Origin of the sequence: Streptomyces sp. NPDC020747, assembly GCF_044334695.1 — a bacterium.
Lineage (GTDB): Bacteria > Actinomycetota > Actinomycetes > Streptomycetales > Streptomycetaceae > Streptomyces.
Genome location: NZ_JBIRTJ010000012.1, coordinates 168,756 through 183,737 on the forward strand (window position 1 = coordinate 168,756; position 14,982 = coordinate 183,737).

14 protein-coding genes and 1 pseudogene are annotated in these 14,982 nt (G+C 71.9%); 5 read left to right on the top strand and 10 right to left on the bottom strand.

All coding sequences use genetic code 11. From position 1 onward, the window contains the following. Positions 1-98 precede the first annotated feature (98 nt). Positions 99-944: pseudogene (locus tag ACH4YP_RS29580) on the top strand (MFS transporter); the annotation flags it as partial. Positions 945-1,286: 342 nt separating this feature from the next. Next, positions 1,287-2,189, top strand: a complete 903-nt coding sequence (locus ACH4YP_RS29585) for an MBL fold metallo-hydrolase (protein WP_361069296.1) — start codon at positions 1,287-1,289, stop codon at positions 2,187-2,189. A gap of 43 nt (positions 2,190-2,232) precedes the next feature. Here ACH4YP_RS29585 and ACH4YP_RS29590 read toward each other — a convergent pair whose 3' ends face one another. The 9 genes from ACH4YP_RS29590 to mftA form a co-directional block, all read right to left on the bottom strand. After that, complete coding sequence (locus ACH4YP_RS29590; RefSeq protein WP_361069293.1) at positions 2,233-3,078, bottom strand: enoyl-CoA hydratase; 846 nt, start codon at positions 3,076-3,078, stop codon at positions 2,233-2,235. 42 nt (positions 3,079-3,120) lie between these two features. Then, entirely contained in the window at positions 3,121-4,302 is a 1,182-nt protein-coding gene (locus tag ACH4YP_RS29595; protein ID WP_361069290.1) for an acyl-CoA dehydrogenase family protein, read from the bottom strand. Continuing rightward, positions 4,286-5,293 (bottom strand): acyl-CoA dehydrogenase family protein, encoded by a 1,008-nt coding sequence (locus ACH4YP_RS29600; protein WP_398493590.1) that lies wholly within the window; start codon positions 5,291-5,293, stop codon positions 4,286-4,288. Before ACH4YP_RS29600 ends, ACH4YP_RS29595 begins: the two co-directional genes overlap by 17 nt. Positions 5,294-5,433: 140 nt before the next feature. Further along, on the bottom strand, positions 5,434-6,885 hold the full coding sequence (gene mftF / locus ACH4YP_RS29605; RefSeq protein WP_398493592.1) for a mycofactocin biosynthesis glycosyltransferase MftF: 1,452 nt from the start codon (positions 6,883-6,885) through the stop codon (positions 5,434-5,436). Further along, the gene (gene mftE / locus ACH4YP_RS29610) at positions 6,882-7,637 is read right to left on the bottom strand and encodes a mycofactocin biosynthesis peptidyl-dipeptidase MftE (RefSeq protein ID WP_398493594.1); all 756 of its coding nucleotides are present in this window, start codon (positions 7,635-7,637) and stop codon (positions 6,882-6,884) included. Before mftE ends, mftF begins: the two co-directional genes overlap by 4 nt. Next, positions 7,624-8,814, bottom strand: coding sequence for a pre-mycofactocin synthase MftD (gene mftD, locus ACH4YP_RS29615; protein WP_398493596.1), 1,191 nt, complete (start codon positions 8,812-8,814; stop codon positions 7,624-7,626). Before mftD ends, mftE begins: the two co-directional genes overlap by 14 nt. A 108-nt stretch (positions 8,815-8,922) precedes the next feature. Further along, the gene (gene mftC, locus ACH4YP_RS29620) at positions 8,923-10,197 is read right to left on the bottom strand and encodes a mycofactocin radical SAM maturase (RefSeq protein WP_398493598.1); all 1,275 of its coding nucleotides are present in this window, start codon (positions 10,195-10,197) and stop codon (positions 8,923-8,925) included. After that, positions 10,194-10,475, bottom strand: a complete 282-nt coding sequence (gene mftB, locus ACH4YP_RS29625; protein WP_361069271.1) for a mycofactocin biosynthesis chaperone MftB — start codon at positions 10,473-10,475, stop codon at positions 10,194-10,196. Before mftB ends, mftC begins: the two co-directional genes overlap by 4 nt. Positions 10,476-10,483: 8 nt before the next feature. Further along, the gene (gene mftA, locus ACH4YP_RS29630) at positions 10,484-10,633 is read right to left on the bottom strand and encodes a mycofactocin precursor MftA (protein WP_361069268.1); all 150 of its coding nucleotides are present in this window, start codon (positions 10,631-10,633) and stop codon (positions 10,484-10,486) included. A 167-nt stretch (positions 10,634-10,800) separates the two neighbouring features. Between mftA and mftG the strand changes: the two genes are divergently transcribed. Then, complete coding sequence (mftG, locus tag ACH4YP_RS29635) at positions 10,801-12,360, top strand: mycofactocin system GMC family oxidoreductase MftG (protein ID WP_398493601.1); 1,560 nt, start codon at positions 10,801-10,803, stop codon at positions 12,358-12,360. A 12-nt stretch (positions 12,361-12,372) separates the two neighbouring features. Here the strand turns inward: mftG and mftR are convergent, their stop codons facing one another. After that, positions 12,373-13,005 (bottom strand): mycofactocin system transcriptional regulator, encoded by a 633-nt coding sequence (gene mftR / locus ACH4YP_RS29640; RefSeq protein WP_361069262.1) that lies wholly within the window; start codon positions 13,003-13,005, stop codon positions 12,373-12,375. A gap of 158 nt (positions 13,006-13,163) precedes the next feature. Here mftR and ACH4YP_RS29645 point away from each other — a divergent pair, with 158 nt between their 5' ends. Both ACH4YP_RS29645 and ACH4YP_RS29650 read left to right on the top strand, forming a co-directional pair. Continuing rightward, complete coding sequence (locus tag ACH4YP_RS29645) at positions 13,164-13,481, top strand: hypothetical protein (RefSeq protein WP_361069259.1); 318 nt, start codon at positions 13,164-13,166, stop codon at positions 13,479-13,481. Positions 13,482-13,531: 50 nt separating this feature from the next. Beyond that, positions 13,532-14,968: an aldehyde dehydrogenase family protein gene (locus ACH4YP_RS29650; RefSeq protein ID WP_361069256.1), complete on the top strand. Its 1,437-nt coding sequence runs from the start codon at positions 13,532-13,534 to the stop codon at positions 14,966-14,968. Positions 14,969-14,982: the final 14 nt, after the last annotated feature.

The window sequence follows — 14,982 nt, forward strand, 5'->3', positions numbered from 1 at the left end:
GCATTTACGGAAGGGGTCCTATGCCTGGCGTCATCTCCGACGCACCCGCGCACGTCGCTCACCAGGCCACCCGCACCTGTACCCGTACCCGTACCCGTATGAAGAGGCGAACGGCTTCTTTCGCCCTCGACGTGTCGATACTCGCGGCCCTCCTGGCCGCGTCCAGCGCTCCGACCCCGCTCTACCCTCTCTACCAGGACCAGTGGGGTCTCTCCGCGCTCGCCGTCACCGTGGTCTTCAGCGCGTACGCCCTGGCCCTGTTGCCGGCCCTGCTCACCACCGGAGCGCTCTCCGACCACCTGGGGCGACGCCCCGTCCTGGCAGGCGCCCTCCTCATGGCAGCCGCCTCCATGGTCCTCCTGGCCTCAGCGGACGGCGCGGGCTCCCTGACCATCGCCCGGGTCCTGCAAGGAGCGGCCACCGGCGCGGCCACCAGCGCCGCGGGTGCGGCGCTCGTCGACCTGGAGAACCCCCGGCGCCCGGGCCGGTCCGCCCTGGCCAACAGCGTCACCCCGGTCGCCGGCATGGCCACCGGCGTGCTCGTCTCCACCCTGCTCGTCCGTTTCGCCCCCGCCCCCACTGCCACCGTCTACGTACTGCTGGCGGCGTTGTTTCTCGCCCAGGCGATCGCGGCCACCTTCACCACGGAGACGGCCCACCGCCACACGGGAGCGCTGCGGTCGCTGCACCCGCGGGTCAGCGTCCCGCCCCCGGCCCGCCGCGCCCTGCTGGCCGCGGGCGCCGCTGTCGGCACCGTCTGGGCGCTGGGCGGCTTCTACTCCTCCCTCGGCCCGGCCCTCGTACACCTGGTGGCCCCCGACGCCCCGCAAGCAGCCCGCGGCATGGTCTTCTTCACCCTCAGCGCCACGGCCGCGCTCACCGTATGGGCGCTGCGGCGCAGGCCGCCCCGCGCCACGGCGATCGGCGGCTGCCTGTCCGTCCTGCCCGCCGCGGCCCTGACCCTGAGCGGTCTGCACGGCGCCGGGCTGCCCGCTGTCTACGGCGGCGCGGTGCTGGCCGGCATCGCCTTCGGCGCCGTTTCCCAGGGGGCACTGCGTATGCTCCTCGGCTCGCTCGACGAGCGGGACCGCGCCGCGACACTGGCCGCCTACTACATCCTCAGCTACCTCTCCATGAGCCTGCCCGCCGTCGCCGCGGGCGCCGCCACCCAGCGCTACGGGCTGGGGACCACCTCACACGCGTACGTCATCGCCGCCGCGCTCCTCGCCCTGGCGGCCCTGGTGGCACTCACCGCGTCACGACGAGAACAAGGGAAACGACACACCATGCACACCTCACCCGCCGCCAACCCCAACCCTTCCTGGACCGTGGGAGGCGTCACCGTCCACCGCATCGACGAAGCCGCCCTGCCGCCCGCGACCGGGCCCTGGCTGCTGCCCGACGCCACCCCCGAGGTGGTGACCGCCCAGGACTGGCTGCACCCCCACTTCGCCGGCCAGGACGGGACTCTGCACATCGACAGCCACAGCTTCGCGTTCGTCGTGAACGGGCTGCGCGTTCTCGTCGACACCGGCATCGGCAACGGCAAGGCGCGGGCCAACCCGGCCTGGCACAACCTGCGGACCGACTTCCTGGAGCACCTCACCGCCGCCGGTTTCCCCCCGGACTCCGTCGACCTGGTGATCCTCACTCACCTGCACGCCGATCACGTCGGCTGGAACACACGGCAGGTGAACGGCGAATGGGTCCCCACCTTCCCCAACGCCCGCCACCTCACCTCCCGCGCCGAGCGGGAGTTCTGGGCCACGTACGACATGGAGGAGGCACGCGAACAGATGTTCCGCGACTCCGTGATCCCGGTCGAACAGGCGGGTCTGCTGAGCACGGTCGATGTCCCGCACAAGGGGGCCGAGATCTCCCCCGGCCTGCGCCTGATCCCGACACCCGGTCACACCCCCGGCCACGTCGCCGTGGAACTGACCAGCCAGGGGGAGACGGCGCTGATCTCCGGCGACTGCGTCCACCACCCCGTCCAGCTCGCCCACCCCGTCATCGGCGCCTGCGTCGACATCGACCCGCGGCAGTCCGAAGCCACCCGCCGCGAGCTGCTCGGCTCCCTCGCGGGCACGGACACCCTCCTCCTCGGCACCCACTTCGCACCGCCCACCGCCGGCCGCGTGGTCGCGCACGGGGACGCCTACCGGCTGGAGCCCGTCCCAAGCTCGTGAGACAGCGAGAGGTGTCCCCTGAATGAGACATACGGGCGAGCGATCATGCCTGTTTGATGTGCTCCTTCATCTCTTCGAGTCGGGTCAGGACCGGATAGCCGTCCACGCTCAGCGCGTTGCCGTGCCCGGTCTGATGGATGTCGAACGCCGACTGCAACGCCGAGTAGAAGCCCTGCACATCGAGTGTCTGGTTCACCGCCCGCTTGGCCTGCCGCAGCCCGAACGCCGGCATCCGCGCGATGCGCTCCGCCAGCTCCCGCGTCGCCGCGTCCAACTCCCCCAGCGGGACCACCCTGTTCACCATCCCGACCTGCTCCGCCTCCGTCGCCGTCAGTGCCCGTCCGGTGAACAGGATCTCCTTCGCCTTGCGCGCACCCAACTCCCATGTGTGACCGTGGTACTCCACCCCACCGATCCCCATCCGCACCACCGGATCCGAGAACTCCGCGTTCTCCGCCGCGACGATCAGATCGCACGGCCAGCACAGCATCAGCCCCGCTGCTATGCACTTGCCCTGCACCGCCGCGATCGACGGCTTGGGCACGTTCCGCCACCGCAGCGAATAGCCCAAGTAGCGCCGCGCCTCGGTGTTGTTGATCCACTCCAGAGTCAGGTCCTTCGGTGCCGGCCAGCGGTCCTTGAGGTCGTGGCCGGCCGAGAAGTGCTTTCCGTTGGCGCGCAGCACGATCACCCGCACCGCGTCGTCCTCGGCAGCGCGCGTCCAGGCGGCGTCGAGTTCATCGAGCAGCGCCATCGTCTGGGCGTTGGCCGCCTCGGGGCGGTTGAGCGTGATGGCGGCGATGCCGTCGCTCACCTCGTACAGGATCTGGTCCATGGGCGTCCTCACTTCGATACGGGCGATCTCGTGGCACATGGGATTCCCCGGCATGGGGAGTGTCATCCTGGCCGTCCGGCCGCAGCCGGTGCTCGCTCAGCCGCGCGGCAGGCCGAGCACCCGCTGGGCGATGATGCCGCGCTGGATCTCGGACGTACCGCCCGCGATGGTGCCGCTGAAGCTGCGCGCGTAGCGGTGGAACCAGCCGGCGGAGGCGTCGTCGTAGCCCATGTGGTAGTACGGCGCGGTACGCGCGGGGTGGATGAGCCCCTCGGGCCCGGCTGCCTCAAGGGCCCGGTCCAGCGCCTCCTGCAAGGCCTCCGAGCCGAGCACCTTCAGCACGGACAGCGAGGGTACGTCCGTCTCACCGCGGGCGGCGCGGGCCAGTGCGGCCACCCCGAGCAGGGTCAGTGCCTGCCGGTCCATGACCAGGGTGGCGTACCAGTCCTTCTCCAGCGGTGTGGAGGGGCGGAAGTCCCGCAGCAGATCGGTCATCCGCTCGGCGTCGCCCAGCCACATCAGGGTGCGCTCGTGGCCGAGCGAGCCGTTGGCCACGCGCCAGCCCTCGTTGAGCGGGCCGACGAGGTTCTCGGCGGGAACCCGCACGTCCTCGAAGAAGACCTCGTTGAAGTCCTTGTCCTCCGGGCTGGTGTAGGAGGCGAAGGGGCGCCGGGTCACACCTGGGGTGTCGGTGGGGATCAGCAGCACGCTGATCCCTTTGTGCTTGGGGGCGTCGGGGTCGGTGCGTACGAAGGTGAGCAGGACGTCGGCGTCGTGGGCGCCGGAGGTCCACACCTTCTGACCGTTGACCTTGAAGTGGGTGCCGTCGTCGGAGAGTTGGGCGCGGGTACGCAGCGAGGCGAGGTCGCTTCCCGCGCCGGGCTCGCTCATGCCGAGGGCCGCGGTGATCTCCGCTCGCAGGATCGGCACGGCCCAGCGGTGCTGCTGCTCGCCGGTGCCGAAGGAGAGCAGGGAGGCGGCGATGATGCCGACGCCCTGCGGGTTGAAGCTGTGGAAGATACGGCGTCGGCCGAGCTCCTCCAGGTGCACGTACTGCTGCACCACGGTGGCGTTGCGCCCGCCGAACTCGGGTGGGTTTCCGGGCAGCAGCCAGCCCGCGTCGAACTGGGTTCGCTGCCAGCGGCGGGCCCACTCGGGCAGGTGGCTGGAGGAGCGGGAGCGTTCGACGGCCTCGGCCTCGGTCGGCAGATGCGCGTCCAGGAACGCCGCGAACTCGGCCCGGAAGGAGTCGACTTCGTCGTCAAAGGTCAGTCGCATGGCCGTCCCTCACGATGTCGGCGATGCGGGCCCGGTGCTCGGCCGCTCCGCCGAGCAGCAGTTCGCCGGCCTTGGCCCGCTTGAGCGCGAACTGCAGATCGTTCTCCCAGGTGCTCCCCATCGCCCCGAACAGCTGGACGCCGTGCCGGAACACCAGGGCCTGGCACTCCCCCGCCGACGCCTTGGCCATGGCCGCGGCCAGGTGGCGACGCGGGTCGTCGGCCGCGATCGTCATCATCGCGAAGTAGGCCAGCGCACGGGCCCGTTCGATCGCCACGTGCATGTCGGCCGCCTTGTGCTGGACGGCCTGGAAGGAACCGATCGGAGCGTCGAACTGGCGGCGGCCCCGGACGTGTTCAAGGGTCAGGTCGAGGATCCGGCGGCACGCGCCGACCATCGTCATCGCCAGTCCGGCGAGCGCCAGGTGGTGGGCGCGCTCCGGGTCGGCCGTGCTGCGCGCGTCCTCACCGACCCGCACTCCGTCGAACGTCACCTCGGCGACGTGCAGCAGTGGGTCGAACACCGGCAAGGGGGTGACGGTGACCCGATCGGCGGGCACCACGAAGACGCCCTCGCCGGTGACGACGGCGAACCGCTCCGCCCGGTCTCCGTCGAGCACGTACCTGCCGGTGCCGGTGAGGGTCACGGCGCCTTCGGCCCGGGAGGCGTCCACCCCGGTGAAGACCGCGGTGCCGCACTGCCCGTCTCCCGCCGCCGCAGGGGCGAGCGGGGCGAACTGGGTCATGGTCGCCAGGTACGGCGTCGGATCGACCGCGTGCCCCAACTCCTCAAGGACGATGCCGAGTTCGACGGCGTCCGACGGATCGGTGAACTCGGTCCAGCCCAGCTTCCGATAGGTGCGCCACAGCGGCGCGGGATCGATCCCGTCGTCCGAGACCGACCGGACGAGGGCGGGCGTGCACTCCTTGGAGACGGCCTCCCGGACGGTCCGTTGCCACAGTCGCTGATCCGGGTCGAACTCGAAGAGCATCTCGGCCTCCCTGCCTGCGCTCCCTCACACATCCAGGGAGAATATCATTCTCACTGAACGGAAGTAATGGTCTCGCACTGCCGATCGCCCGTTAGCCGCCCATTGGCCGCCCGCCTGCGTGTGCAAGCGGTCGCCGGCCTTCATACCCGCTTCTCCTTGCGCCTGGTGCGGGCGATACGGGGACGAAGAGCGGCCGTCGAGCGGCCCTTGAGCGCGGAGAGCCACACACCGCTGCCGTAGGCGAGGTCGTCGAGACGGCGGGCGGCGGCGTAGCGGACGGGGTCGAGCCGGGTGGGGGCCGAGCGCCGGTCGAGTGATTCCAGGGCGATGTCGGTGACCGCCGCGACGGCCGTGGCCCGGCGCAGCCGTCGCGATGCCATACAGCCCACGACCGTCAGCGGCCACCAGTGCCGGGTCAGCAGGGCCGCGCCCTGGGTGAAGGACGACACGGCGCCCAGGCCGGTGAGGCGGGCGGCGTGCCACCACGGGCGCTCGATGCCCTTCAGCCTGGCGGCGTTGCGGGCGGTGGCGACGGCTGCGACGCCCCCGGCGACCGGCAGGGACCAGCGGCGCTGCGCGAGCAGGGCGACGAGGAGCGCCGCGCTCCACGGCGCGAGCACGGCGGGGGCGATGTTGGCCGGGTGGCGCCGGGCGAGGGGGTGGGCGCCGGTGCCGTAGACGGCCTTGCGCCGGAACCAGTCGGCGAGATCGACCCGATGTTCGTGGGCGGCCCGCACGGAGGGTTCGTAGCGGATGCGTCCGCCGGCCGCGATCAGCCGCCAGCACAGATCGACGTCCTCGCCCACGCGCATCGTGGCGTCGAATCCGCCCGCGTCGGCGAGCACTTCGGTACGCAGCACCATGCAGGCGCTGGGCACCCAGGAGACGGGGGTGCCGGGGCGGACGGCGGCCGGGTGACCGCCCAGGTCGAGCGAGGAGCGGGCGTTCTCGTAGCGGCCGAGCCAGCGGTCGGAGCCGGCGCCCGGCAGTCCGGTGATCCGGGGCACGGACATCACGACGCCGGGGTCGGCGAAGTGCCGCAGCAGCGTGGGCACCGTGTCGGGCGCGAGCACGATGTCGGAGTCGACACAGGCCACGTACGGCGTGCTGACCGCGCGCAGCCCGGCGTTGCGGGCGCCCGCCGGGCCGAGGTTGTCGGCGAGCGGGATCACGCGGGCGCCGTGGCGCGCGGCGACGGCGGCGACGCGGTCGGGGTGGTGCGAGGCGTCGTCGACGACGATCACCGGGTCGTCCGTCGCGGCCCGGATGCTCGTCAGGAGCCGGTCGAGCTGCTCGGGACGGTCGCGGACCGGGATGACGTAACTGCACACCGGGGCGCCGCCGTCGACCGTGTCGGGCACGGGTGGCAGGGCGGTGACGACGGGGTGGGCGATGCCGGTGTCGAGCAGCCGGCCGGCGAGGACGGCGCCCGCCCGGCCGCGTACACGCAGTGTGCGCGCGGCCAGCAGCCGGCGGGCCCGTGGGGTCAGCCGCAGCAGGCGGGTCGGATGCCCGCCGAGGAGCGCGCGCCCGCCGTCGAGGACGCGGGTGTGCCGGTCGAGGGTGACGACATAGCCGTACGGGAGTGTCACGCCTCCCCCGCTCCCTGCCTGGCGGCCGTGCGGGACGGGTCGGCGAGGCGGCCCCGGGAGTCCGCGAGGTCGGCGGTGACGAGGCGTACGGCCCTCGACACCATCATCTCGACCAGGGCGCGCCCCTCCTCGGCGGTGGCGCCGGCCGGGTCGCCGAGGACGCCGTTCGGGGAGACGGCCCGCACGCCGTGGGCCATGAGGAGGGGCAGCAGTTCGGGCAGGGGGCGCGTGTCGCCGGGGGCCGCCTCGGACATCCGTACGTCGTCCGGGGCGAGGTGCAGCATGACGGAGGTCTCGGTGCGGCCCGCGTGGGCGTCGCCGCCGGGTGGGTCGCAGCCGAGCCAGGACACGTCGTGCCCCTCGTCGCGGAGTTGGGCGCAGGCCGCGTCCAGGGAGGCGACGTTGCCGCCGTGACCGTTGACGAACACGACACGGCCCGCCCACAGGGACAGTGACCGTACCGTCTCCACCAGGACGGCCCGCAGCGCCTCGTGGCCGATGGAGAGGGTGCCGGGGAAACCGGCGTGCTCACCGCTCGCGCCGTAGGCGATGGTGGGCGCCAACACACCTTCGCGACCGGGGAGTTGACTCAGCGTCGCGCGTGCCACGGATGCGGCGACCGTGCTGTCCGTGTGGAGGGGCAGATGCGGCCCGTGCTGTTCGGTGGAGCCGACGGGTACGAGGACCAGGGCGCTCTCGGGCACCGTCGGCCACACCCTGCGCGCCAGTTCCACCGGTTCAGCGCGGGGCACGCGGCACGCCGAGGGTGCGGGTGAAGCCGTCCGGGATCACCAGGTCGTCGGGGCCGAGGTCGTGGACGGACGCGTGTCCCAGGCCGAGCACGGCGGAGTCGAGGCCGCCGCGCAGGATGTCCAGGACGTTCTCCACGCCTGCCTGCCCGTTCGCGGCCAGACCCCACAGGTAGGCGCGGCCGACGAGGACGGCGCGGGCGCCGAGGGCGAGGGCCTTGGCGACGTCGCCGCCGCGCCGGACGCCGCCGTCCAGAAGCACCTCGATCTCATGACCGACCGCCTCGGCGATGGACGGCAGCAGCCGGATCGTCGCGGGGGTCGTGTCCAGGTTGTTGCCGCCGTGGTTGGAGACCGAGATACCGGCGACTCCCGCGTCGACGGCCCGCTTGGCGTCGTCGACCCGTGACACTCCCTTGAGCAGGAGCGGGCCGCCCCACTCCGTGCGCAGCCACTTCACATCGTCCCAGGTGGGCGGCGGCGTCTGCATCCACTCGCCGTAGGCGCCGAAGAAGGTGGGCGCGGCGCCGCCCGGCTCCTGGAGGTTGGGGGCGGTGAGGTCGGGGATGCGCCGCGCCCGGGCGAACGCCAGGAGCCAGCGCGGGTGCGGCAGCACGTCCGGCGCGAACCGCAGCGCCGTCCTGACGTCGACGCGCTCCGGGACGGGCGGGCTGCCCCAGTCACGGCCGTTGGAGAACGACCAGTCCAGGGTGACGATGAGCGCCTTGGCTCCGGCGGCCCTGGCCCGCTCCATGCGCTGGACCATGAGGTCGCGGGTGCCCATCCAGTACATCTGGTAGAAGGTGCTCGCGCCGGTCCCGACGACCTCCTCGACGGGCTTGCTCGCGAACGAGCTGAGGCCCATGACCACACCCCGGTTCGCGGCGGCGCGGGCGACGGCCACCTCGCCGTCGGGGTGGACCGCCTGCACTCCGGTGGGTGAGATGAGGACCGGCATCGAGGACTCCACGCCGAGCACGGTCGTGGACAGGTTCCGTTCGGCCTGGTGGCCCACCACCCTTGGGGCGAAGCCGAGTTCGGCGAACGCGCCGATGTTGTCGGCGATGGTGCGGCCACGCTCGGAGCCGGCCACGAGGGAGCCGTAGACCGTGCTCGGCAGATACTTCTTCGCGCGGCGCTGCGCTTCCGCGACGGTTTCGAACCAGGGGTTTCTTCCCATGAGGCGGCTCTTTCTCGATCAGGTCTTTCTCGATCAGGGGCGGCCGAGACCTACGACCGGCCGGCCGGGGCCGTACGTCGAGGCAGGGCCGTACGTCGAGGCAGGGCTCTACGTCGAGACAGCGCCCCGCGTCAGGTCCAGGCCCGCCAGGGGGTCCTCGTGGCAGTCGGCGACCGGCGGCCGGTCGAGGTCGGGGCGCCGGGTGAGGACGAGGTCGACGGGACCGGTGCCGGTGCCGGTACGGGCGGCGCGGGGCGATGTGCGGTGGGAGTGGTCGCCGGACGGTTTGGGCACGGTGTCGCCGCGCTCGGCGAGCAGCCGCTCGCCGTGGCCCTGAACACACTCCGGGTCGGGGCCGTCCAGCGGCAGTCCGGTGAAGAACTTGGCGGCCATGCAGCCGCCCTTGCAGGTGTCGTAGAACGCGCAGGAGGTGCAGGCCCCGCCCTGCTGCGGCTCGCGCAGCCGCCGGAACAGCGGTGCCTCTCGCCATACGTCCTTGAAGCCGCCGAGGTCGCGGACGCTGCCCGCGAGGAACTCGTCGTGGATGGCGAACGGGCAGGCGTACACGTCACCGACCGGGTCGATCAGGCACACCACACGGCCCGCTCCGCACAGGTTGAGCCCGGGCAGGGCCTGTCCGTAGGCGGACAGGTGGAAGAAGGAGTCGCCGGTGAGGACCTGCTCGCCGTGCGCCAACAGCCAGTCGTAGAGCTGTCGTTGCTGCTCGGGCAGTGGATGCAGGTCGTCCCACACGTCGGCGCCCCGGCCGGAGGGGCGAAGACGTGTCAGCCGCAACTGGGCGCCGTACCGGTCGGCGAGGACCTTGAAGTCGTCCAGCTGCGGGATGTTGTGCCGGGTGCAGACGACGGAGAGTTTGAAGTTCTTCATGCCCGCGTCGGCGAGGTGCCCCATGGCACGCAGCGCGATGTCGTACGAACCGTCCCCGCGCACCGCGTCGTTGACCTCGGTGGTCGCGCCGTCGAGGGAGATCTGTACGTCGACGTAGTCGTTCGCGGCGAGTCGCCGGGCCACGTCCGGGGTGATGCGCACGCCGTTGGTGGAGAACTTGACGCCGACGCGGTGGGCGGTGGCGTAGTCGAGCAGCTCGAAGAAGTCGGGGCGGACGGTGGGTTCGCCGCCGCCGATGTTGACGTAGAAGACCTGCATGGCCTCCAGTTCGTCGATGACGGCCTTGGCCTCGGCGGTCGTCAGCTCGCGCGGGTCGCGCCGTCCCGAGCTGGACAGACAGTGGCTGCAGGACAGGTTGCAGGCGTAGGTGAGTTCCCAGGTGAGGCAGATCGGGGCGTCCAGACCGAGCTCGAAGAGGTCCACGAGACGCTCAGCGGGCTTGGTCCGCACGGGAGTTGAGGTCGTTGAGGTCATGGGGTCGGTGTCCTTTCGACCAGCATCGACGACCGGGCCAGGGTCGCCAGGGACCGCGCGTAGCGCGCCGCGTCCTCGTCGTCGGCTCCGGCGGCCGTGCAGGCGGCGCGTGCGGTGGGCGCCGTCGCGAGTGCCTGGACGACCGCGAGCAGACCGCGGTCCTTGAGGAAGGACAGCTTGCGGGTGCCGAAGTGATAGAGCAGCGCGCCGAAGGGTTCCGGTCGGACCGAGACCTGCGGGTGCAGGTCCCAGGCGCGGTCCAGGTCGAGGGTAGGCATCGGGGCGGTCAGTAGACGCCGCACATGCCGTCGATCGAGACCTCCTCGACCAGTTCGTCGGCCTCGATGACGGGTTCGATGACAGGTTCGTCGGCCGCCGCCGTCTCGGTGGCGGGGCGCGCTTCGGTGGTGGTGATGGTGGGGTCGAACTCGTTCATTGCGGATCTCCCTTGTAGATGCGGGCGGTTGGGGCCCACGGGCGGAGACGCGGTCGCGAACGATGGTATTGGCATGGGATGCCAATAGGAAGATATCGGAAACGAGATTCTCAATCTGGGAGACGAGGGCTTGCGCGCAGGCCTGGAGCGGGCTTGGATCGCGGCCCATGAAGCGTCTCCAGCGCCCCGATGTCGTCGTGGTCGGCGGAGGTGGCTCCGGTGCCGTGCTCGCGGCGCGGCTGAGCGAGGACGCGGACCGCACCGTGCTGCTCCTTGAGGCGGGTGCGGTGCCCAGCGGAGCCGCCGGGTTCGGTCCGGCGCTGCTCGACGCACGCCGCGTGCCGGGCGCCCAGCCCGATCACCCCGCGACCCGCGCCCACGCCGTCCGGCTCACCCCAGGGCGTCCGTGGCAGGTCCCGCGTGGACATGTCCTCGGCGGCTCCACGACGGTCAACGGCGGCTACTTCGTCCGCGCCCGCCGGGCCGACTTCGACCGGTGGGCCGGCGCGGGCAACCCCGCCTGGGCCTACGACCGCGTACTGCCGCTGCTGCGCGCCCTGGAGACCGACCTCGACCTCGGCCCGAGCGCCGCGCACGGGGACCGTGGCCCGATGCGGGTCACGCGCGGGCGCCTCGACCATCAGGCCGCCGCCGCCTTCCGCGATGCCGCCCGCACCCTCGGCTTTCCCTCGGAGCCCGACAAGAACGGTGACGCGGCGCCCGGTTTCGGCCCCGTCCCCGGCAACACCGTCGACGGCGTCCGCCGCAACACCGGGCTCGACTATCTGTCGCCCGAGGTGCGGGAGCGCCCCAACCTGACGGTTCTGGGCGGCTGTTCGGCCCGCCGGGTGGTCGTCGAGCGCGGGCGTGCCACGGGGGTCGAGGTCGAGCGTGACGGCGCGCGGGCCACCATCAGGGCGGGCGCCGTGGTGCTCAGCGCGGGGGCGCTCGCCACGCCCCACCTCCTGCTGCTCTCCGGCATCGGGCCCCGCGCGGACCTCGAACGCTGCGGCATCCCGGTCGTCCGGGACGCCCCGGCCGTCGGCGCCCGCCTCGGCGACCATCCCCAACTCGCCCTGGACTGGCCGCTTCACGAGGACCTCCCCGCTCCCGCCGACAGCTGGCTCGGCGGCTGTCTGCACCTGTCGTCCGATGCCTCGGGCGGACCCGGTGACGTGGAGATCCTCCAGTCGCTGATCCCCATGGCCGGGCTTGGCGTCGGCGCCGTGCGCGTCCCCGGCGCTCCGCTCGCCTTCCTCGCCTCGGTGCAGACGCCCCGGCCCACCGGCCGACTGCGCCTGCGGTCGAGCGACCCGGCGGTGCCGTTGAGCGTCGACTACGACTACCTGAGCGACCCCGAGGTCCTTCGCCGGCTGCGTACGGCGGTCCGCGTCACCGCCGACCTCGTCGGCACGCCGCCCTTCACCGAACTCTCCCCCGGCCTGGCGGCGCCGCTCCGTACCGTCCTCGACGACGACCGCGCGCTCGACGACTGGATCGGCGATCACCTCGGTACGGCCCAGCACACCTGCGGCACCGTCCCGATGGGCCCCGCCGACGCCCCGGAGCCTGGCGCGGTCGATCAGTTCGGGCGGGTGCACGGGGTGCGCGGGCTGCGCGTCGCGGACACGTCCATGCTCCCCCACACACCGCACCGGGGTCCGGCGGCGACCGCCGTCCTCATCGGGGAACTCGTCGCCGACGCCATCCGGCACGACCGGCCCTGATCCGGCCGGACGCTACCCGGCCGGGGGTGCGGCGACCGCTCCGAGCCCGTCGTCGAGTCGCCGGATCGCCCGGTCGAGGAGGGCGCTCAACTCGGCGTCCTCGCAGGCCAGCCAGTGCTCGTAGGCGGTGACGGCCGCGGCGAGGACCGCGTGCCCGAAGAGCCGGGGCAGCACGTCGGACACCGGCAGGCCGAGGCGCCGCGCAACGAACTCGGTGACGATCGCGCGCCAGGACGCGTAGCGCAGGGTGGCGTCGGCCTGGAGGGTGGGCACGGTCAGGATGAGGTCCATGCGCTGGCGATGCCAGGGAACCACGGTGGCGTCGAACCGGTTGAACTCCACGACTGCCTCGCGCAGTGCCGCCATGACCGGGACGTCCGGGTCCGCGCCGTTCAACAGCGCCCGGAATCCGGTCAGTTGCTGCTCGAAGTCGCCCCACACCAGATCGGTCTTGGAGGCGAAGTAGCGGAAGAAGGTGCGTCGGCCGATGCCTGCCGCCGCGGCGATGTCGTCGACCGTGGTGGCGTCGAAGCCCTGCCGCGCGAACAGTTCGAAGCCGAACCGCTCCAGGTCGGCCCGTGACGTGGCGCGCGGGCGACCGACCCTGGCCGGCCGGGTGGCGACGTCGCTGGGCGGTGACTCCACATCCGCTCCTTCCCCCGGCGCCCCAACATACCGCCGCCCGCCGATGCCGATGCCTCGAACAGGATCCTCGCGAGAACAGGGTTCTCCTCATAGAGAAATGCAGATACCATCCAGACGTTCGCGCGCCCTCCCGCCCATCGAAGGAGAGGCCCCAGGCCATGACCGGATACATCCTCCACGTCGAGTCCCGGCCCGTCGGCGACGAGGTCCTGGACGAGTTCAACCGCTGGTACGAGGAGGTCCACCTGCCCGAGGTGGTGGCGCTCGACGGCTTCGTGTCGGCCGTCCGCTACGCCCCGGTGAAGAGGGGCGGGCCCTACATCACCCACTACGCCATCGAGGGCGACCCCGAGCTGGCGGTCAAGAACGTCACCGCCGCCGCGGCCGACGGCAGGCTGCGGATGTCCGACACCGTGAGCATGGATCCGGTGCCGCGCGTGCAGATCATGAAAGTCGCCGTCGAGTACCGCCCCTGACGCGGACTCGACCCACCGGAAACCGACTCCGCCGCAGGCAAGGGGGCAGAATGCCACGCCAACTCATAGACGGACGGCTCGTGGAGGCCGACGAGAGGTACGCCTCGCTCAACCCGGCCACCGGGGAGGTGCTCGGGCACGCGCCCGACGCCACCGACGAGCAGGCACGGGAGGCGGTCGCCGCCGCCCGCAAGGCCTTCGACACCACGGCGTGGGCCACCGACACGGACCTGCGCCGCCGGTGCCTGGACCAGCTGCACAACGCGCTGGTCGAACACCGCGAGGAATTCCGCGAGTTGACGATCGCGGACGCCGGATCACCACGCATGCTGACCTACGCCGCGCAGCTGGACGAACCGATCGAGCTGGTGCGCTACTACGCGGACCTGCTCAAGAACCACTCCTTCGTCGACGACCTGGGCGTGGTCGAGTACCAGGGGCAGCGGCACCACCGCTGGGTGGAGTGGGAGGCCGGCGGGGTCGCCGCGGCGATCATCCCGTACAACTACCCCAACCAGCTGGCCTTCGCGAAGCTCGCGCCCGCACTCGCCGCAGGGTGCACGGTGGTGCTCAAGGCCGCGCCGGACACCCCGCTGGTGACCTTGGCGCTCGGCGAACTCATCGCGGAGCACACCGACATCCCGGCGGGCGTGGTGAACGTGCTCTCGTCGTCGCGGGCCTCGGTCGGTGAGATCCTCACCACCCACCCCGACGTCGACCTGGTGACCTTCACCGGGGCCAGCCAGACCGGGCGGCGCATCATGGCGGCGGCGAGCGACACGGTCAAGCGGGTCTCCCTCGAACTCGGCGGCAAGTCCGCCCTGGTGGTGCTCGACGACGCCGACTTCAAGGGCACGGCGGTGTACGCGGCGTACATGATCTGCCTGCACTCCGGACAGGCCTGCGCGATCACCTCGCGGATGCTGGTGCCGCGCCGCCACCACGACGCCATCGTGGAGCAGGTCGCCAAGCGGATGGAGCGGGTACGCGTCGGCGACCCGAACGACCCCAAGACGTACATGGGCCCGCTCATCAGCGAGCGGCAGCGCGACAAGGTCGACGGCATGGTGCAGCGGGCCGTGGCCGCCGGTGCCACGCTCGTCACCGGCGGCCGGAAGATCGACCCCGGCTTCTTCTACGCGCCGACGCTGCTCACCGGTGTCGACCCGGACAGCGAGATCGCCCAGGAGGAGGTGTTCGGTCCGGTCCTCGCGGTGATCCCGTACGACGACGATGACGACGCGGTGCGCATCGCGAACAACTCCGTCTACGGGCTCTCCGGGGCGGTGCAGAGCGCCGACCGGGAGCGGGCCCTCGCGGTGGCGCGGCGGATCCGCACCGGCACCTTCAGCATCAACGGCGGCAACTACTTCTTCTCCGACGCCCCGTTCGGCGGCTACAAGCAGTCGGGCATCGGTCGGGAGAAGGGCGTCGCCGGGCTCGAAGAGTTCCTTGAGCGCAAGACCTTCGGCGAAGTCGTGGACTGAGACGCCGAGTTGAG